We start from the raw sequence: 20,918 nt of genomic DNA, 5'->3' as shown, positions 1-20,918 counted from the left end.
CTGGTCGCAGCCTTTGCAGCCCAGGTTGAAGCCAACGAGCACAAGGGACGCAACTGGCAGCGCCTTAATGCCTCCGGGATGGTCGGGACTGCCATAGCCGGGAAGATGCTGCACGGACTTCTAGCCTCCCTCCTGACTGTTGCCATCTTCGAATCCGAATTCATACTCGTGGGTGTTCTGGTAGGAGGCTTCGACCCAGCGGAACTCGGCCCCTATCTCATGCGTGGCATACCAATGACATTGGCGGTGTGGGCCATTATGACTCTGACCCAGACTATAGCTGCCAGAGCCGAATCCTTTGCCTCAACCATGAGTATCATGTTTCTGCTCACTCTGGCAGGCTGTGCGCTGTCGGTTGCCTCACCGGCTTTGGCACTGCCTTATCCGCTGGCCCTGATCACCACTGCATCCGCAGCCCGTGACATGGGCAAATATCGCGTCTACGGCCTCTATGGCGGCCTCGTGCATGACGGCAATCCTCTGGGTGCTGATCAGCCTCCTTATATTCCGGCACGAGGCCCGCAGAGCCATTTAGCCTCAAATACAAAATCGATAATGAGAGGATGCAGCACTCGCAAGGTCGCATATCTTAGTGTCTGACAGCATAATGGAATACCGACAGTTATCAGGAAGAGGCTCACCAATGAGAGCAGGCAAGAAGGCTCAAGGCTGGATTCAGTTGTGGACCCAGCCATATACGGCTTTCGTGGCGGTCTTTTTCTGCGCGATCTACGAAACGATGATGCTGACCAGGTTGATCCTCGCCCCGGGCAGCACCAACCAGACCCTCTACCAGGTAATGAAGTCTGCCAGCTGGGGCTTGCCGCTGTTTGTGATCATTATTTTTCTCGCACTTGTCACCCTATGCCTGCGCCGCCTATATCCTTCGGCGACCCTACTGGCGGTCAGTTGATTACTTGCGCTTTCTACCGCAATCTATGGCTCGGGATGCACCTACCTGATCATTCCCTGGCTCGTCAGCCTCTAAGCCTGCGCTATAAAAGCCAAGACCATGGCATCATCGGCAGCTGGGCTGTGTAGTTTCGCCATTCTGGGCCTGCTCAGCATCGCACTCTGTGCCAGTTGGCATCATGATATCCACTTCACTGACCTTCTGTATCCGACTGGATTGACTTTCGCCTTATGCCTGACAGTCGCCTTCCTCTCACGCTCCGTAAGGCAATCACACTTGTCAGAGCAGGCATTGAAGGAGGAGCGCTCGCATGCTCTAACCCTGGCCCATGAGCGGGACCAGGCAGTGCATCAGTCCATGGTCGCCGCCGAGTTGCGCGACAGCGTGGGTCACGACTTGACCGCCATCATTGCCCTATCCGAGGGGACGGACTATGCCAGCGGAAAGCCGGAAATCGATGAGGCCATCTCGATGATTAACGACCTGGCATTGCAGGGATTGGATGACACCCGAACAGCTGTAACAACCCTGCAATCAAAGGCAAGAACTGAAAACAACCCTGAGCAGTCCATAGGGGAGGAGCATGGCTGGGATGACATCAAACCCATTCTCGACCACGCCCGCGCCATGCCGGAATCAGCACTGCCTTGGCAGAGAGAGACCGTCGACCACAGGATTCCGAACAGGCCAACCTCGCCTTCACCGTAACCAGGGAGGCGGTCACCAATGCCCTCCGCCCTGGACGGAAGGTCAATCGTATTGTGGTCTCTTAGGATCACAACAGCCAGGGCGGCACAAACATTACCGTTCGTGATGATGGCCAACTTTTGAACAACGATGCTGACAACAACGGTAGCAACGGTACAGGCCTTGCCAGGTTAAAGGCCGAAGTGCAAGCTCATGGGGGTAGCTTCCATTCGGGTCCTGATTCTGACGGTTGGACCTTGCAGGCCCGCATACCCTCACTAGCCGCAATGGCAGCTGACAACAGGGGTAAGGAGGAAAGTGCATGATCCGTGTCATGGTCGTCGACGACCAGCGCCCGACCCGCATGAGACTGGCACTCATGGTCGCCAAGGATCCAACCTTGCATGTCGTAGCACAGGCGGCCAACAGCCTAGATGCTTTGGATAAGCTGGCTACAGCCGCAGAAAATCAGCAGCCTCTGCCCGATGTGATTCTGATGGATGTGCGCATGCCTGTCATAGACGGGCTGGATGCCACCAGCCGTATCAAAAAGCTCCATCCCGAAATCAGCATTCTCATTCTGACCACCTACGACGAAAATGATTATGCGTTCACAGCCTTAGGGGCAGGTGCCTCCGGATTCCTGCTCAAGGATGTCAAGACAGCGGATCTGCACAGAGTCATCCATGCGGTGAATGCAGGCGACGCCATTCTCACGCCGCGCATCACAGCCGAAGTCAAAAGAAAAGAAGTCCCGAGGCCAAGAGCCAATGAGGAGTCCGAAGCTCGTCCAAAACTTGTCCAGCTGGGCAAACGCGAACTTGAGGTCGCTTCGCTGGTCAGTCAAGGCCTAACGAATGCGGAGATTGCAGGGTGTATTCAATTGCTGCCTAACTCTGTTAAAAAGACTGTCCACCGCATACTGGCCAAACTTAAGGTCAGGGACAGATCAACATCGCCGTCCTTTGGTAACAGCCCGTTATAGCACGCGACTAACACTATTCAATGCAAACTCCCTTTTTTATCACCGATGAAAACCTGGTCTGACTGCTATTTCTTGAGTCCATATTCCTGCAGGAAGCACTTACCTAGATAAAGTACTTACGCAAGTTTTCTAAGTGGGTACCGCAACGTACAGGTACTCACTTAATCACTATCTCAAACACAACAAATTCGATGTATATTTTTTATTTATAGATCAGTAAAGCACAATCTAAGTTCGATGACATTGTTCAACTAATAGTATTATTGAAATACTGACAAGTTAGCTACAATTGCTGATCCAATAAAGTATGACAGAACAATCAGCTTTATGAAATGCAGTGGACAAAGTGATTGTCGAGAAAATAGAGAATAAACAAGATCACTGTAAAATTAGTTAGGTTTCTATTTCTAATGAAATTCAATTAGAATAAATAGATAACAGAATATGTATGATTATTCATAATATACCTCATATGAATGTCTGCCTGCCGGCCCACCGAATAGCATTGCGTAAATAGTCGCAATTTTAAAGTAAGGCAAAGGCGGAATACTGAGAGATTTAAATAATTGATATTCGACACTCCAAGGATTGACATGATTGCAGTTAATTTGGTGCAGAGATCAGTTAAGTATAATTATGAATAAGATGATTTAAGAGTGTGGATTGTAATTTTTTAGAGCTCAATTTACTATTGAGAAACGCGAAGTCGATTATTTTCTGTTATTTCTTAAATCAGTCAATTTCTATTGTGTCAGTGAGTGGACTTCGCCGTAATCATAATTAATCCGTGTGCCTAAATCACAAATCAGTTTTGTAGCATTTCACTTTTCTTAAATCGCTATATAAAATAGAGTTATTGATTGTTGAGTTCATATAATAATTAAAGCAAATTTAACAGTCAGAACCATTTAATTATATCGATATTGTGGTGGGGAGGAGCCATGATGGAATCAGAAGTTCAGCGTTGGACACTGGCAGTGGGACAGGGCCTTTTTCATTATGAAGAGATTTGGCTCAACGGCGAATCACGCCCTATAACAATTATATATGATGCCGGTACCTTCAATAAATCTGGACGACACACGGTTGCAAGCATAAGCGTAAACTTAGTAATCCAACGCTTGAGAAAATACAGTAGAAGCTGTTTAGATTACTTGGTTCTTTCACATTATCACCTCGACCATTTTAGCTTGATAAATAAAGTTGTTACTCACATTCGCGTTAATCACTTTATAGCACCGCTCTTAACACCTGAAGAAAATTTTTTTGAAATATTGAGTACTATAATCAGTTGGAGGGAAGGCGATGATGAGTCATTACAAGCTATCGATGTTGTTGATCTCGCTCAAGGACTCGTCAGTGATGGCACCAAGGGCTTTGTTCGTTCTTTATTCAAAAACCACGACGATAAGTATTATCGCAACGATAAGTATTATCGCAACGATAAATATTATTCCGAAAATCCGTACGCTAGAAGTAGGCATGAAGAACCGCCAGCTCATCACAATGAACCTGAGTATTTTTTCATAACAGGTGCAGAGGGGCCTATAGATTACGGTAATATTTTGTTCCATGATTTTTCCGACCAAAATAATGACCAAGAAGAAAGCCGGGAATCTTCAAATGTAACGCTGCTATCAGACACCACTCCTATCGTCATTAGAGAAGCGCCTAGCCATATGCAAGTATGGACACTGGCTTTTTATTATTATAAACGAAATCAAAACAATATCAAATTAACCGTACAAGATTTAAATCGGATCAAAGAAAGTATCAATAATATTGATAAAAATTCAGATAACGACTCCGTTACTTCCTTCAAAAAAGTAATAGATAATTTCTTATATACTACACTTCGAATACCTAAACAGCCGGTGAAAGCAAAAAATGAGAAGCTAAAAGAGATATTTGGAGATTCTGACATGAATACGACTAGTTTATGTATGTACTCAGGACCGTATAATTTCGTATCATTTCGTATCGAGAAGACCCTTAATGATGTGCAGCTTGAGTATATTAACGATCATGTTCGTTATAGAAATGTTCGTTATAGAAGTCACGATTCTTTTAATCTTAGTAAATTAGTTTCTACTTATCGCGGTTCTTCCTTCAAAATGCCCGATGGAGAACGGAGTAGTTCTCTACGTATCAGATTGAAGGAAACTGGAAAAAGTAAAGAAGTAAGAGAAGAAAAATTAAAGTATATATATGATTCCTGCCCTCACTTTATTCCAGATATGGAAGAAAGAAACTATAAAAGAGGAGCGTATTGGGCTTGGCTAGGCTTAGGTGACATTAACTTCACTAAAAAAGTAGCAGATGATTTCATTAATCATTTCGATAAACTTCTCGATTTTGTTGGTTGTTGCAATGCCCCTCACCATGGGTCTTACAACGGCTTTCAGGACTCGACAGTTCCAAAAAAACTATCTTCTGCTATCTGCATTATTTCGTGTGACCCTTATTGCAAGAATTATGGTCATCCCCATAGTCAAGCTTTACAATCAATAATTAAAGGTGGCATGATTCCTATTTTAGTTGATAAAAGAATAGAAGCAACATTTCATGAATCTATAAGCTGGTGCTAATTACATCGAACATAGGTTACCTCAAAGCAAATAAGTACATCTGTAATAATTGACGTTAGGCGCATCATATAACGGTCTTGGTTAGAGAAAGGTCTCGTTTGCGTAGATTAAACTATTGCCCTGTAATGCAAAACAGTTCAACTCGATAAGTGGCGCTGTTTAATTTCAACTGACATAACCTGGTCTAGAGTACCAAATCTCACATATTAGGCAGACCTGCATATATATGCATATATAAAGTGTGCGGGCTGAAGTATTACCAGTTCGCTCACTGCTTTGCACTTTTGCTCCTCACAAAGAGGCAGCTACTCTAGACCTACAGATTAAAAGTCTGTAGCACGTCTCATCTTTATCTTGATCTTGTTACGGCAAACGTGGAAGTAAGTCTTAAGCAAAAGCTACTCCCAACGCTCATTTGGCCTGCTGCTGGGTCAGATCATACACAGTGACGCCATCAACCGTGGTTGCGGTGTAGTGCTTGGCAACCCACTGTGAGATGCGTGGCAGTGTCTGAACCTCCCATCTGATGGCCGCCCATCTCACTGGCTATGTAGTAATGAATCTGCTTACCCTTCACGTACTGCTTGAACTGTTCCAAGCTGGGATAGGGGTCGGAACCATTGAACCCACCAATGGCCATAACCGGCTTTTGAGAGGCCAGCAGATAGCCCGCCGCCTGCTGGGATCCTGTCTTGGCAGCAGCCCAGCGATGGGAGTCGGATGACTTTTCCAGCATGGCGACGACCTTGGAACTGGACCGGCCTCCACCAAGTAGACTTCCTCCTTTCCTCCTTCTGATCCGCCATGGAATCCAGATTTGCCCCTGCGCTGTGAACGCGTGGAGGGCGCACCCGAAGAGCTGGATTCCCCTTGTGGCCCTGAAGAATCCTGGCCCATGGGACCTGGTCCTTGAGAACCCATGCTGGGAGGCTGTTGGCTATTCGAACTACCACCGGGCATCTGGCCCTGCTTGCTCGTCTGTCCCTGCTGATCCATCGGGTCTTGACCCATTTGACATGAGCCCATGGGACCGCCGTCACCACCAGGTATGCCTTGCTGCATATTGCCAGGTGCCATGCCGCCTGCCTGACCACCACCATGCTGGCCACCGCCAGGCTGACCGCCACCAGGAGCACTCCCGGGCATACCACCGGGACCGCCACCCATGCTCCCTGAGGTGAGGCTGGGTCCGGCTAGGACGATTGATCCCATGTGTCCTTGGGATACGGTGTACAGCGTCCATGCAGCAGGGCCAGCCATAAGCCCCATGACTGAGACAATGAGGGCTACAAGAGCGAGTTGTCGTATTCGCAAGAGTCCAGCCAGGGCAAAACCGAGGGCGCCCATGAGACCGATTATGAGAATGGCCCACTTGAGCCAGGGAAGCCACTGGGAGCGACCAGCCAGGCTGAAATCCCAGAAGGCCGTGAAAACGATAAGAATCGGCGTGACGATCCTGGCCCAGAGCTTATCCCGGGCGATCCACAGACTGAATGCGCCGATGGCCACCATCGCAGCCAGGGCAGGGGCCAGAGTCACGGTGTAGTACTGGTGGAAAATGCCGGCCATAAAGCTGAAAATCAGCCAGGTGACGGTCAGCCAACCTCCGAAAGCAATGACGCTGGCCCTGCGCACATCAGTACGGACAGCCCTGCCGATAACCAGCAAGCTGATGACAATGCCGGCGAAAGCCAAAGGTGCCAGCCAGGAAATCTGCGTACCGAACTCGCCGCTGAACAGACGATTGAGGCCAGTCTGGCCCCACATGCCGCCGCCGCGACCGCCACCAGCCGGCATGCCGCCTCCTTCATGGCCGTGGCCGGGTATGGCCGTGGCCGGGTATGGCCGTGGCCGGGTATGGCCGTGGCCGGGTATGACCGACCCTTCTTCGCTGCCGGTCAAGCGTCCAAAACCGTTGTATCCAAAGGTGAGCTCAAGGAAGGAGTTGCGCTGGGAACCGCCTATATAAGGCCTGTCGTTGGCTGGCACGATGACCGTCAGCAGCACCCACCAGCCAGCGGCGACGATCATGGAACCAATGGCAGCCAGTGAATCCAAGATGCGACGAACCATGCCTGTCGGCGAGGCCAGAAGAAAAGCCAGGGCAAAACCAGGCAGTACGAGCAGCACCTGCAGTTGCTTGGTAAGAAAGCCGAATCCAATCAGAGCACCGGCCCGGACCATCCACCAGGTGCGCTTTCGATTGCCAGAAGGATGGTTGGCATACTCCAGGGATCTGAGAAGCGCGTGAGTGGCACCGGTCATCAATAGCACCAGCAAGGCATCGGGGTTGTTGAAGCGGAACATGAGCGCGGCTACCGGAGTGAGCATGAAGATGAAACCGGTGACAATACCCGCCCAGTTGCACCAGTACCGACACACAGTGGCATAGAGCAGGTAGGTGGTCGCCACCCCCATCAGCGCTTCCGGCAGGAGGATGGCAAAGGAATTCAGACCAAAGATGCGCACGGAAAGCGCCATCAGCCATAGGGCTGCCGGCGGCTTGTCCACGGTGATGGCGTTCCCCGAGTCCAGGGACCCCGAGAGAAAGGCCTTCCAGCTGACCGAGCCAGCCTGGGCCGCAGCTGAATAGAACTCGTTGGCATACCCGGAGGCCGTGAGGTTGATGAAGAATATTGCACAGGCTGCAAGCAGCATGACACCCAGCGCCATCCAATCCCCACGAGTCCGTCGCGGCAGAATATATGCGCGGTAAGCGTGCTCATCAGCGACTGCATCTGCGTTTGTTGATCGTGGCGGATTGAAAGTCCGCGAATGCTGGGAGAAGCCATAGCTGCTGTGAGAAGCCAATGAAACGTTCATGATAGGTGAAGTTTGCTCTTTCTGTACGAGATTTCGTTTGCTGTCAGTCCGTTCCCATTGCTGTCAGTCGCTCAACAAGCGGAAGCTTCTTTACCTGGATTCTGCATACGTGAATGCGAATCCTCCTCTTTGGCAGGCAAGAGGGATCCGCGCAGCTCATGCTGGCGGATCTGATCCCAGACGGCAGGGGAGTCCAGGTCGACGCGAAGCCCCTCGACCTCTCGGGCCTCCATACCCTCCCTGACCCGGTGCATGCCTTCCAGATCCTTCTTTACCGTGTCTGGGATGTCGACCGTCGAGCCAGCATCCTCCACCCAGCGAACAGGCAGCTCCAGCATGGTCATCCCTGCCTGCTGGGCGCACACAAGCAGCTCCGTATCGAAGAACCACTCGTCATCCTTCACCTACGGCAGCAGGGCATGTGCAGCCTGGGCAGTAATGGCCTTGAAACCGCATTGGGCATCATGAAAGGAGACCGCCAGATATGAGCGGAGCATGAGGTTGTAGGTGCGCGAAATGAATTCACGTTTGGGGGAGCGGGTGACCTGAGATTGCGGCATAAGACGCGAGCCAAAGGCGATGTCAGTCCCGCCCTGGAGCAGAGGAAGAATAAGGCTGCCCGTAGAGCCGATATCGGTGGATAGATCCACATCCATATATGCGACGACTGCCGCCCTGGAGCTGAGCCAGGCCTGTTTCAGGGCGTATCCGCGGCCCTTTCTCGCGAGGTGCAAGGCGCGTACCTGATTGGGACACCAGTCACACAGGGACATGGCGATCTGCCAACTGGCATCGGTGCTGGCGTTGTCCGCAATCACGATATTCCAGCTAAAGGGTGTCAGATCTCTGGCGTGACGATCCAGAAAGCTGCATAAGGTGGATACGGAGTCAGCCAACTGGGTCTCCTCGTTGTATATGGGAATGACAATATCGGCATCGACCGGCGCTGGATCGCCATGGTAGATAGGCGAATCATCTTCACCCGGTGGGATTTGCCTGTTGCCAGAAGAGCGCCTGTCGGGCACATAGGATTGCTTACTGATGTTTCTTTCGAGAATATTCGTTGTGTTCATGACTGACAGTAAACAACGAATTCTTGGTATATTCCTTGAACTTGCCTTTGCATACTGATTGGACTCCATAAAAAGAATCATGCAAATTGCTCAATATTTGCTGAAACATCAGCGTCAAGAACCGACAATCTATGGCGTTCTGCGCATTAATCAACTTTGTGTTGCTTGGAGTTCCACAGAGGATAAGCCGCAACCAATGCCTCAACTACGGTCAAGCGACGGCAATGATTATGTACATCCGAGCCGACTCCATATCATTAATAATCATGAAACAATAATTGTAAAAGCGACGCATCTCTTGGTTGAGCATTTTCTGATTCATCTATTGCAATGCTGAGATTGAGTCCTGAGGTAACCGCAATAGTTTCATATCATGGCACTCGTTCCCGCGCCGAGGACAATTGGATTCACCCAGCTGGGCTTTTCCTGGTCCGAGGATTGAAGTCCGACGGGAGATACTTAATCAGAGATTGCTTTCTTTCTCTTTCATTCATGTTGGCGACCGCGTTGTTCGGAAAATTGCAGTTGCAAAACTCAGCGTTTAATTTAGTTACATAAATACTGAGTACAATCTAAGATACTTCCTATCCCTATTAACCGAGTTCTGTAAAATGCAAAAAGAGACAGTTAGTAGAGCAGCATAAATTGCATGGAGATAGGAAACTAACCGAAATTTTAAAACAAGTCTAAACATTCAGTTCATAATTGTGCACCAAATCAAAGCGACTATACATGCTTCCGTCGCATTCTTCACGTTCAATTCAAGTAATCCACTAACAAATGAGACTGAACAGAGAACTATGCTAAGCAGCAAGAGCCGACTGAATACAAACGAAATCGTCTCAATTGCAGTCGTGACCATTCTTTAACGGCATCTCTTTTACGGAATTATGACATCATCTGAAAAGAGAATACTGTGGATAGCATCAAGAGAGAGACAAAAAAAATATTAGCCTTACGGTTTTTAGCCTCAAGCAGTAAAAGTCGATCTATCAAACCATACTCGGTTCAATTAAATACCTCTGACCATAGGTCGACAAAGTTCAGAAGCGAAAAATGATAAAGAAATCAAAATATATCAAATGTCGCTTTCATCTAAATTCCTAACTAGATACAATGCAGAATTATGAACGGAAAGGCCGAATCACTAGTTATACAAATACTGTTTGCTCAAAGCACAGGAAACTAATATCGGAATGGCCTTGTTATTCATTCTAAAAGTCTTACTAGAACATACAACTTGAAAAGCTAACGTATTTAATAATCTGAATATTAGTCGATAAATAATATAAAAATGTCAATACGTCAAACGCAGACCGATGCACTTCTCACATCAATAGCTCAATATATACGATTTTTGCTGATGGCTCATATTTGATAAATCCATCTTCTAATATGAAAATTTAATTCTCAAATAAATGAATCAATCGAGCTCTTATATCTACGACTTTGCCGCCGATAACACTAATACGGTTCACGACCATGAGTTATCTTTTTCTGGTGCTTTTCATTTAGCTATAAAGCTTGTAATGATTAAATTAGTAATTCCGGTTGCTATTGACTTAAGCAAGCAATAACCCGATCTTCTTCTCTAGGACAGCAGAGGATTTTCACCCGCGCAAAACCAGCATTATAAATTCCTTTTAACCACGACATTCATTTTGACAAAATCAGCAGTCTGTTTTAGAGTTTGATACGAATCGAGTAAATTCGTATCGATTTTAAGGACAGAGGTGTTCGCACAGTCAAAGACACGTCACTACAGTCGTCTGGGCAAAGATAAAGAGCCCTGCGTTGGCATCTAGAGATGTGTCTATTTGTCTGTCATGCTGAGGAGGTGGGCTATGAGCGCCGCAACAGAATTCGCGACGTTGATAAACAATCGAAAAAGAGGAAAAAGCGATCACAATAACACTGATATCAAGCCCGCATGCGGATTTTTGTTCCCATGGCTCATAGGCGCTTCTTGCCTCACGCTTATTCCCATGATAGCTTCTCTTTTTCTGAGCCTAGCAAATTACAACATGTTAAAGCCGCCTCGCTTCATGGGGCTGGCAAATTATCAGCGAATGCTGACCGACCAGCGTTTCCACCAAGCACTCAAGGTCACTTTTACATATGTTATAATTTCCGTCCCTCTCCAACTTGTTGCCGCTCTAGCCCTCGCAATTTTGCTAAACAAAGGTATGAGGGGACTCGCCTTTTACCGATCAGCCTTCTACATACCTTCTATGCTCGGAGGGTCTGTAGCAGTTGCGGTGCTGTGGAAAATTATCTTCGGAACAAATGGAATAATCAATCAGGCACTGCAGATGTTTGGTATAAACAGCACTCAATCGTGGGTTGCAAATCCATCTACAGCAAATTGGACGTTGATCGCATTACACGTGTGGCAATTCGGATCAGCAATGGTAATTTTCCTAGCTGGTCTTCGCCAGATACCTAAAGAACTATATGAAGCAGCTAGCGTGGATGGAGCTGGCAAATGGCGACAGTTTCAATCTATTACTATACCAATGCTCTCTCCAATAATTTTTTTCAATCTGGTCATGAGTATTATCAATAGCTTCCAGAACTTCACGCCAGCTTTTGTGGTATCTGGAGGTACTGGGGGACCGGCAGATTCCACACTTTTCTATACCTTATATTTGTATCAGCAAGGGTTTGGATCTATGCGCATGGGTTACGCATCAGCAATGGCATGGGTGCTAGTAATAATCGTTGCCATCTTTACAATCATTAACTTCGCCTTGTCGAAGTTTTGGGTTCATTACAGCGACTGATAGTCAAGAGAGAGCCATGACATCTATAAATTCTTCATCCAAGGCTATACAGAAAACAGGCCTACCGAGAGAACACGCACGATCAAAGAATACAAAAACATGGGTTGGAATAGTGAAGCAGCTCGTTGTCCTCGCTTTGGCCATACTCATGCTTTATCCGATACTATGGATGGTTGCTAGTTCGCTCAGAGCTCCATCAGAGATCTTCGCAAATTCCGGACTGGTTGTACGTAAGCCTATATGGAGTAATTACAGTGAAGGGTGGAACGCCTTAACTTACCCCTTCAGCCGTTATTTTATGAATTCACTCTTAATTGTTGTTTGCGCCATACTAGGCAATATTTTTACTTGCTCCATGGCAGCATACGCTTTTGCGAGGTTGAAATTCCGCTTCCGAGGTCTTCTCTTTGGCTTTATGCTGCTCATGCTGATGGTCCCTGTACATGTGATAATAATTCCACAATATATACTTTGGAATAGTCTGCATTTGGTCAATACTTTTGTTCCTTTAATTCTTCCAAAATTCCTTGCTACAGATGGTTTCTTCACATTTCTTATGTATCAGTTCATACGTGGATTACCCCGCGATTTGGATGAGGCTGCGAAAATCGATGGAGCAGGGCATATACGTATTTTCTTTCAAGTATTGCTGCCTTTGATGAAACCGGCTATTGGGACGACAGCTGTATTCACCTTCATCTGGACTTGGAACGATTTCTTTAGCCAGCTGATATACCTAACCAAACCAGAAATGTACACTGTTCCCATCGCACTGCGTACTTTCATAGATGCGCAATCTCAATCCTCATTCGGGCCTATGTTCGCAATGAGCGTGGCTTCAATCATACCTCTGTTGATTGTTTTCACACTAGGTCAACGTTACTTAGTAGAAGGCATAGCCACGACTGGCGGTAAATGACACGCAATTAGAGTCAAATACAACATTTTCCTATAAGAAGTTAATTCTAGTCAAAACAGCAAAGGAGCAATTATGTGGAAAACCGGCAGATGGCATCGTATTTTACCCATTGCTTACCTGGCAGTGGCTATGTGCCTTACAGGATGCGGATCGAGCGTATCCGATTCTACAGCTGGGAAAACAGCTGCCGTCACTCCAGCGAAAGGAAAGGTCTCTCTCACCATTGATTGGTGGGGAGCCGACAGTCGGGTAAAGGTAACAGAGCAAGCAATTCAGGCATTTGAAAGCAAACATCCGAATATTACAGTTGAAACACAATACTCTGATTGGTCTGGCTACTGGGATAAACTTGCAACTAACTCCGCTGGTGGGAATGCGCCGGATGTAATGCAAATGGATGAGCTCTATCTTGCATCGTATGCTTCCCAAGGCTCGCTATTTGATATGGATCATGTCTCGAATTATCTGAATCTCAATCACATGGATTCTTCCTTAAGAGGCATGGGCAAGGTAAATGGAAAGCAATATGCCGCTCCAATCTCATCCACGCCGCTTGGCATAGTCGTCAATATGGATGTCCTAAGTAAGCTTGGGTTAAATCTGCCTGATACCAAGCAGTGGACCTGGGATGACCTAATCAGTTTCGCAAAAGAAGTAACGACTAAATCTAATGGACAAATCACAGGAATAGCTCCACTAAATAACGGCATGGGATTACAGACTTGGACAAGACAAAACAATGAACAACTCTTCAATAAAAATAAGGTATCTATCTCAGAAAAGACACTATCTTCATTCCTAAAAATGCACTATGACTGGACACATGGTAAAAATCCAATATCCGGGACGGCAGATCATCTTTCGGAGCAGGCTTCCGGGACAACAGACCAATCTGATCTTGCGACCAACAAAGCCGCAATGGGATTTACCCAGGCAACACAAATCACTGTCTATTCAAAAGCGGCTGGAACCGATAACATGAAGCTCGTTCCTATACCTCAAATGAAGGCAAACGATAAGGCTTCGTATCTTAAACCGGGAATGTACTGGACTATTTCGTCCAAATCAAAACATCCTGCTGAGGCGGCGATGTTGGTTGATTTCCTTATCAATAACAAAACTGCTGGTAAGGTACTTGGTACAGAAAGGGGAATTCCAAGTAACAACGATATTCGTAAAGAACTCGCCAGAACTTCAACTGGTGTTCAAAAACAAACACTTGATTTCCCCACACTAATAGCAAAGACCATCGGCAAATCTCCGGCAGTTACTCCTAATGGAGCATCTGACCTCGATAAAATAATTGCTCGTTATGCACAAGATGTCGCTTTCGGCAAAAGAAGTGCTGATGATGCTGCAAAATCTATGAAAAAAGAGATACAGGATAACATAAACTCGGCTCAATAGATTATTCTCAGCAGGGTATGGCTGGTCCGGTATTCTCAAGAAAATGCTGAACTAGCCATACCCGGGTATCAACGTAGAACTCATGATATAAGTGAAATACAATGAAGCTTTTCGATTCAATTTATAATCCACCTGAACGCAAGCCCGATAAAGACGAAGCCTGTGATATTAGCAGTCAATCAGCACCAAGAAAGATTAAAGATGTTGTAATACATCACACCTCACAACTTATTGAACTTAATATCCTCCTGGTCGTGGCTTCTCTGCCAATCCTGACTTTGCCTATTGCGTGGTTTGCAGCCACCAACATTTGCCTCTCATTATTAGAGGGCAAAATAGTTTATGTCTGGCATGACTTCTGGCATTGTGTTCAAAATATCTGGAAACCGGCCTTACAAATGGGAATCGCAAACATCTTCATGTTTGTACTCTCTGGGATTGGCATAGCCTTTTATAACAAAGGTGGAGACATGCTAGGTAAATCTCTTTCTTGCGTGTGTATGATCATTTGCATTGCATTACTGTTGCAATCAATTTACTTACCGACCATGAATAACTTAACTGGGCTAACAATGAAACAGAAGTGGGTTAATGCAGCGCTCCTTATCCCAGTTCAACTCAAATGGACACTAGCGACCGCAGCATTCGACATGTGCATCGTTTTCATTGGCGTGGGCTTACTTCCATATAGCTTCTTCATTATTCCGCTGATTGGAGTTTCTTTACTGGTATTAGTCAATACAGAATGTGCCCTTCATGGATTGACCACTTATATTGTTAAGCAAAGAGGAAGATAAGGAAACTGAATGGTACTCTTACATTCAAACGTACAAATTCAAGGTCGAGTGACCAGCAAGGCTGTACAGTTAGCAATAAATGATCTACAAAGGGACCTGAAAAAGGTTATCTCTGATTCAGATGTGTCCGACTTTTCACTAAAGCTTGAGAAAGACTCGAATCTGCCTAGACAGACTTTCTCTATAAAAGTGGAAAGAAACGGATTGAGTATATATGCCTCGGATGAATTAGGCTTCGTATATGGAATTTATCATATAAGCCGCGAAATACTTGGTATACCGGATTTCTGGTTTTGGCTGGATTGGAAAGCAAAGCAACATAACTATATTGAATTACCAGATAATTATCAATATACTTCCGACCCTTTCCTGGTGCAAAATCGCGGTTGGTTTATTAATGATGAAGTTTTGCTGATGGAATGGAGCATCGAAAACGATAGCTTGCAGCCATGGCGTATGGTATTTGAAACCTTACTTCGATGCAACGGCAATATGGTAATACCGGGTACAGGTTCAGATGTCACCAAGCATATACCACTGGCAAGGGAACGTGGACTTGTAATCGCTCAGCACCACAGTGAACCTCTGGGTGCTCCAATGTTCTCAAGCGTATACCCACACGAAGCTCCATCATGGTCAATCAGCAAAGATAAATTTATTTCACTATGGAAGGCTAGTGTTGCTTCTAACAAGAACAGCAATACCATTTGGAATCTTGGATTCAGAGGGCAAGGCGACAGACCATTCTGGCTGGACGATCCAGCTTTTTCAACCGATCAAGCCAGAGGGAAACTGATAAGTGAAATTATCAAGATACAACGCGAAATCGTTATCCAAGCGAATCCACATGCAACAATGTGCACTTATCTGTACGGAGAGATCATCGATTTGTATACAAAAGGACTAATCAGCATACCAAGAGATGTAATAAAAGTCTGGTCGGATAATGGCTATGGGCGAATGGTTGCTCGCCGCCAGAACAATACAGATACACGCATAGATTCAATGCCACGATCTGATGAGACCGGTAAGCAAGGAATTTATTACCATGTTTCATTCTTTGATCTTCAAGCGGCAAACCATATTACCACTTTGCCCAACAATCCTTGTGACGTGGTCAAAGAATTAACCCATGTCCTTGGCCACAAGGCCACAGATTATTGGATCATTAACGCTTCAAACATTAAACCACATACCTATTACCTCGATTTGATTGCAGATCTTTGGAGAAAAGGAACTTCGGAAAAACCTGACGCATTTGTTAAACATCATGATGAGCGATATTCCTCTACATACTACGGAAAGGACAACAGGCAAGCGGTAGAAGAATCAATCCAAGCCTATTTCCATTATGCTGTCTCTTTCGGACCGCATTGGGATAATCACGCAGGTGAACAATTCTGGAACTATATTCCTCGGGTGCTCATCAGCCAATTCATGCATGACTCAAACTGTAGATCAACTGAATTAGATTGGATGTGGAAATCCGCCTCCTTGAAAGAACAGGTGACATCATATAAAGACCTATGTAAAAAAGGGGCGGCTCAGTATGAAACCCTAGTCACATTCCAGAACAAAAGGGCCTTGAAAATGGATAAAACCGCCCGCAGATTGTTCGAAGATACCTTATTGCTTCAGTCACAGGTATACGCCCACTGCTCACGTGGCGCTCTTCTCACATGTAATTCACTGGCACAAGGATTTAAAGGCATGTGGCAAAAAGCCTTCTATAGTGCCGGTTTAGCTCGTCGCGAGTATATAAGAGCGAGAGGAGTCTTGAATAAAAGCGAACATGGTGTTTGGACGAACTATTTTAAAAATGAATGTCTAACTGATATAGCACAAACTGCCAATGTACTGAGTGGCTTTATGTCCTATGTGCGGAATGAAGGCGAGGGGCCATATTTCTATCAATGGCAACGAGATTTTACCTATTCAAAAAACGAGCAAAAGGTGTTGGTGTTACTAATTAATCATAATCATCTCACCGACGACCAATTATTTAGAGCAATGCTAACTCGCTGGGAGGAATGAAGCGACTTTTTCCTTTTTCTTTAAAAATGCGCTAAAGTACAACGACTATTCAGCCCAAGGGGTTTAACCGCCTCAATGATTTGATTGTCTACAGAACCCTCTATACGGTTTATAAGTGTATCTACGACTCGGCGAGAAACAAATTCAGGCCTCGGTGATACATTTGCAACCGGAAATTGGAATGATTTTGCAACTGGATCATCAAAAACACCTATAAGAGAGACATCTACTCCTATTCGAAGATGCTCTTGCTCAAGAATCCTGTGTAAGGGTTCGAAATCTTGCGGAGATCTTGAAACTACCGCCAACCGATCTCTGCAGTTCATTAGGATTTCTTTTTTAGAAGCCGAAATGCCTCTCCATCCTGATGACCCTATTCGTATAATGACAACATCTATACCAAGCTGACGTGCTCTCATTACCCCACATCGATAGAAAAGAACAAAAGACTTAAATTTATCTTCCTGCCCTTCCGAATCAGGTTTAATAAAAACTATATGTTTATGCCCTGAAGATGCAAGCGTATCGACGATAAGTTTTGCTGCAGCCTCATAATCAAAATAGATTGTATCCAGCCCAAAACTACTATTAGGATGTCCAAAAATAACAGAAGGAATCTCTAATTTTGAAGCCACCTCAATACGTGGATCATTCTTCTCCACATCCATGATGATGAAACCATCGCATGAAGAACGCCCTGACAACCTCGTTAAGGCTGCCGGTCCTTCTGACGTTGCAGATAGAATGATATCAAAGTTGCGCTTACGCGATTCCTCAGCAATAGTCGCGAGATAGGGCGGAATAATGGTTCCATCTGAATCCGCTGTTATAGTTTCTAGCACGGCTATGAGTTGTGTTTTAGACGTCCGAAGTACTCTTGCTGCTGTATTAGGCTGGTAATTCAGCTCTTTCATTGCTGCCATTATTTTGTCTTTTGTAGCTTTAGAAACTGGACGTGACCCATTCATAACATAGGAGACCGTACTTTGAGCAACACCTGCCAAAGCTGCAACATCTTTACTGGTCGGGTGTTTGCGATGCGACGTAAGCGAATTAGCCGATTCCAATTCTCCCAATGTCAAGTAATCCTCCAAGAAGACACCCTCACCAATAATCAATATCTTTACAACTCTATCCACTCGCATAGACTGTGACGAGCCTAGAAATCCCGATTAGATTTCACCAAATTCTAAAACTAAATCTCTATTTATGGAGCTGATCACAGTATCCAGTCTTTTCACATCATCTATTCTAATTAACGTGAATAAAAAATGGTAGTCGGAATATCTTCATTATAAAAAATCAGGTATGGATTGACAGCAATCGGTAGTTACATAAGATCATGTTTACTTCTAACAACTTTGTAATTATCTCAACTATATCGAAACTAGTAGTCCAAGAAACCAATAAAACATGGTAGCTTGATTGACTCAGCTGTTACAGGAATTGTGGCCCATTAACCGAGAGAAAGTTCGCATTCTAATGGCGATCACAGATCATTTGCAAAGCTGTTTGACAACACTATTCAAAGACCTACGTTTGGCAACTCTTAACATGCTGTTAATTGTGCCTCCAAACGTCCTAGGGCAGAGAAGAAAAAATGAAAACTCATTTCCAGTGTTGAAACAATTGCATATTGTCAAATACACTTGACGTAAAGTTTGCCTCACATTTTAGTAATGTTCACCCAAGTCGAATGGTCCTAATTTGAGTTCAACAAAGGAGAACCCCATGAAGGACGAAAAGAGCGGTAAAGCAACTGTCAATGTGCGACCCAGATCGTTTGGCACTGTTCGTTTCGGCTCCCGTTCGATGCCAGCGCTCACAACCGCTTTGATTCCAGGCCTGGCAAGCAGTATAGTTCTGGGAATCCTTCTGGCTGGCTTCATGCCACAGCCCGTGCCATGGATGTTCAAGGCTTTAATAGTCGCCGTAGTACTTTGTCCCATATCCGTGAGCCTTTGGTGGGTGATTTTGGTGGATCCCAATACCTTGCCTGGAGCCAATCCGCATGCAGAAGAAAACATAGAGAGCCACTGGTACGGAAGGGCCGAACAACTTTCATACCGTATTTTCATCGGGTTGGTTTCTGTCGATTGCCTGCTGGCCAGTTTGATGGGAGCCGATCAATGGGCTCTTATGCTGGTGTGCGTTCTGATAGCGATGCTCTTGATCCTTGCACTGTCGTATGCATTTGTGAGGTTCGCCCATCATGAATAACTGCCTGGCAAAAATGCGAAAGGAGCGTGGCTGGTCTCAGGAGCAGCTATCAAAAAAGCTGGGAGTGAGTCGCCAAACGGTAATTTCGATCGAAAAAGGCCATTTCGATCCTTCACTTCCACTAGCATTCCGTATGGCCGAAGTATTCGATTCAACCATCGAGCACATATTTCAACCCTGAACTCGCTCCATTTCTTAAGCCGTGGCAGTCATGAATATTGAAAAATTGTATGTCGATAAAATTGGTAAGGACTATCCCATTATTATGCTTCATGGGTTTCCTTTAGACCACAACTCCTTAATGCCATTCGAATCATATTTTGATGAAGACAGTAAATGGCAGAGGTAGTATAGATTTGCCAGGCATGGGACAGAGCCGGGGTGCTGGAGCAATAAAATCCGCGTCGGATGTTCTTCAACTTTTAATTCAGTATATTGAAGAAGAATTCAGTAATCGTAAATTTGCTATTGTTGGCTATTCATTTGGTGCTTTATTGACTACTGCATTGGCTGAACAATTTTCTGATCAAATAGAATCACTCTTTTTACTTGCACCGGGAATTGAGGCAGAAACAACTAAACGAACCTTGCCTAAGAGAACCATTTATCATATCTCCAATTTGGGTCCGAAGATTGATCAGGATGAATTCTCAGCATACAGAGCCACCGCAGTATTGGAGAGTCAGGATAACTTCAACCTATTTAAAAAGTATATACTTTCCGGGTTAAACTCTAACGAAGACAATGAAATCGTCCGATATCTGTCTGAAAATCCTAAATTGGCAAAAGAGCCCTCCGAATATTTAAAATCATATAAGGGTTCAGTAACAATCGTTACAGGTCAAAATGACAATATGGTTGGATTTCAGGATGCTTTCTCTCTTTATTGCACTTTGCAGGAAGCAGAGTTTGTGTGTGTATCAAAAGCGGGACATACTCTCCACCTTGATAGGCCAGCAATAATAAAGGAGATTTTTACCGATTGGCTCCGTAATTTGAACGCACGGGTTACACCTTGAAAGGAAAGATATTGTGCATGCTAAATATTGTTGTCTTTTGATTTGCCGTCGTCAAGCATGAAATGAAATTCTTCAAATCTTTTATTACAACCTGCAGGAAGTCACAGAAGCAAATTCTTACGTAATCAATTTAATCAATGACCAATCAACTTTTTGTTTAACGCCAAAAATCCCGTGCAAAAATAGCTTTAATACAGAAAATGCCAATCAGCTTGGCCACACGGATGCTCCTATGGGCTAATTGGGAGTTTTTATAAACAGAATCCAAGAATACACTGACGGGCCGGAATAGGAAAACTCGAGACTTAGCGTATTTTAGTTCTATAAGCCTGCATGATTTAATTCAACACTTCTCACGAATAACAATGAGTATTAACAGTGAATCATTGAAGCAAAATGAAAACACGCATGCATATATCTCGAAAGGAAAGGAAGCGGCGCAAGGGTTCTATAAAATGCAGCTAACGGTGACATTAACAAAGGTGATTCGCAGATTGAAGACTGCCACTTTTTATGTCATAACTTTTCGATCCCAGGCGAGATTACTCAGATAGATATGCGTGCTCTGCCCGGTACAGGAGCAATCATGAACAGTTCTCCATAGGAGAGTCGCGACTTCAGCCCTTACCATCTATCAGTCCGATCAGCTTTCAGATCCGCAAGGGCCTAA

General features: G+C 45.3%; 16 protein-coding genes and 2 pseudogenes. 13 read left to right on the top strand and 5 right to left on the bottom strand.

What is annotated here, in order from left to right; all coding sequences use genetic code 11:
• From AC0AP0_RS01785 to AC0AP0_RS01765, 5 genes and pseudogenes are all read left to right on the top strand, one after another.
• A pseudogene (locus tag AC0AP0_RS01785) lies at positions 1-600 on the top strand (hypothetical protein); the annotation flags it as partial.
• Positions 601-643: 43 nt separating this feature from the next.
• Entirely contained in the window at positions 644-913 is a 270-nt protein-coding gene (locus AC0AP0_RS01780) for a hypothetical protein (protein WP_490429158.1), read from the top strand.
• Positions 914-1,189: 276 nt separating this feature from the next.
• Positions 1,190-1,621: a histidine kinase gene (locus AC0AP0_RS01775; RefSeq protein ID WP_490429157.1), complete on the top strand. Its 432-nt coding sequence runs from the start codon at positions 1,190-1,192 to the stop codon at positions 1,619-1,621.
• A 301-nt stretch (positions 1,622-1,922) separates the two neighbouring features.
• Positions 1,923-2,585: a response regulator transcription factor gene (locus AC0AP0_RS01770; RefSeq protein WP_490429155.1), complete on the top strand. Its 663-nt coding sequence runs from the start codon at positions 1,923-1,925 to the stop codon at positions 2,583-2,585.
• Positions 2,586-3,526: 941 nt separating this feature from the next.
• Positions 3,527-5,173 (top strand): MBL fold metallo-hydrolase, encoded by a 1,647-nt coding sequence (locus tag AC0AP0_RS01765; RefSeq protein WP_490429153.1) that lies wholly within the window; start codon positions 3,527-3,529, stop codon positions 5,171-5,173.
• A 454-nt stretch (positions 5,174-5,627) separates the two neighbouring features.
• Here the strand turns inward: AC0AP0_RS01765 and AC0AP0_RS01760 are convergent.
• From AC0AP0_RS01760 to AC0AP0_RS01745, 4 genes and pseudogenes are all read right to left on the bottom strand, one after another.
• Positions 5,628-5,858, bottom strand: a pseudogene (locus AC0AP0_RS01760) (mannosyltransferase YkcB-related protein); the annotation flags it as partial.
• Complete coding sequence (locus AC0AP0_RS01755) at positions 5,747-7,846, bottom strand: glycosyltransferase family 39 protein (protein WP_490429151.1); 2,100 nt, start codon at positions 7,844-7,846, stop codon at positions 5,747-5,749. The pseudogene AC0AP0_RS01760 and the gene AC0AP0_RS01755, both read right to left, overlap by 112 nt.
• Before the next feature lie 221 nt (positions 7,847-8,067).
• On the bottom strand, positions 8,068-8,400 hold the full coding sequence (locus AC0AP0_RS01750) for a hypothetical protein (protein ID WP_490429149.1): 333 nt from the start codon (positions 8,398-8,400) through the stop codon (positions 8,068-8,070).
• On the bottom strand, positions 8,401-9,021 hold the full coding sequence (locus AC0AP0_RS01745) for a glycosyltransferase (protein ID WP_490429147.1): 621 nt from the start codon (positions 9,019-9,021) through the stop codon (positions 8,401-8,403). It lies immediately after the preceding gene.
• 1,892 nt (positions 9,022-10,913) lie between these two features.
• On the opposite strand from AC0AP0_RS01745, the gene AC0AP0_RS01740 reads away from it, so the two are divergent.
• The 5 genes from AC0AP0_RS01740 (at position 10,914) to AC0AP0_RS01720 (ending at position 17,009) form a co-directional block, all read left to right on the top strand.
• Positions 10,914-11,852, top strand: coding sequence for a carbohydrate ABC transporter permease (locus AC0AP0_RS01740; RefSeq protein ID WP_490429146.1), 939 nt, complete (start codon positions 10,914-10,916; stop codon positions 11,850-11,852).
• Between the two features lie 16 nt (positions 11,853-11,868).
• Positions 11,869-12,771, top strand: coding sequence for a carbohydrate ABC transporter permease (locus AC0AP0_RS01735; RefSeq protein WP_490429144.1), 903 nt, complete (start codon positions 11,869-11,871; stop codon positions 12,769-12,771).
• A gap of 72 nt (positions 12,772-12,843) precedes the next feature.
• Positions 12,844-14,178, top strand: coding sequence for an ABC transporter substrate-binding protein (locus AC0AP0_RS01730; RefSeq protein WP_490429142.1), 1,335 nt, complete (start codon positions 12,844-12,846; stop codon positions 14,176-14,178).
• A 101-nt stretch (positions 14,179-14,279) separates the two neighbouring features.
• Positions 14,280-14,975, top strand: coding sequence for a YesL family protein (locus AC0AP0_RS01725; protein ID WP_490429140.1), 696 nt, complete (start codon positions 14,280-14,282; stop codon positions 14,973-14,975).
• Between the two features lie 48 nt (positions 14,976-15,023).
• Positions 15,024-17,009 carry a glycosyl hydrolase 115 family protein gene (locus tag AC0AP0_RS01720; protein WP_490429139.1) on the top strand — a complete coding sequence of 662 codons (1,986 nt, stop codon included), beginning with the start codon at positions 15,024-15,026 and terminating at the stop codon, positions 17,007-17,009.
• A 20-nt stretch (positions 17,010-17,029) separates the two neighbouring features.
• On the opposite strand, the gene AC0AP0_RS01715 is transcribed toward AC0AP0_RS01720, so the two are convergent.
• Positions 17,030-18,103, bottom strand: a complete 1,074-nt coding sequence (locus AC0AP0_RS01715) for a LacI family DNA-binding transcriptional regulator (protein WP_490429137.1) — start codon at positions 18,101-18,103, stop codon at positions 17,030-17,032.
• Between the two features lie 637 nt (positions 18,104-18,740).
• On the opposite strand from AC0AP0_RS01715, the gene AC0AP0_RS01710 reads away from it, so the two are divergent.
• From AC0AP0_RS01710 to AC0AP0_RS01700, 3 genes are all read left to right on the top strand, one after another.
• Positions 18,741-19,229, top strand: coding sequence for a hypothetical protein (locus AC0AP0_RS01710; RefSeq protein ID WP_490429136.1), 489 nt, complete (start codon positions 18,741-18,743; stop codon positions 19,227-19,229).
• Positions 19,222-19,410, top strand: a complete 189-nt coding sequence (locus AC0AP0_RS01705; RefSeq protein ID WP_490429135.1) for a helix-turn-helix transcriptional regulator — start codon at positions 19,222-19,224, stop codon at positions 19,408-19,410. The genes AC0AP0_RS01710 and AC0AP0_RS01705 overlap by 8 nt, the downstream gene beginning before the upstream one ends.
• Positions 19,411-19,552: 142 nt before the next feature.
• Complete coding sequence (locus AC0AP0_RS01700) at positions 19,553-20,248, top strand: alpha/beta fold hydrolase (protein WP_490429133.1); 696 nt, start codon at positions 19,553-19,555, stop codon at positions 20,246-20,248.
• Positions 20,249-20,918: the final 670 nt, after the last annotated feature.

This window comes from Bifidobacterium sp. POST2/T3 (B1) (assembly GCF_058197115.1).
The sequence above is the reverse complement of the archived record's forward strand: the minus strand, read 5'-3'. Positions and strand labels throughout refer to the sequence as shown.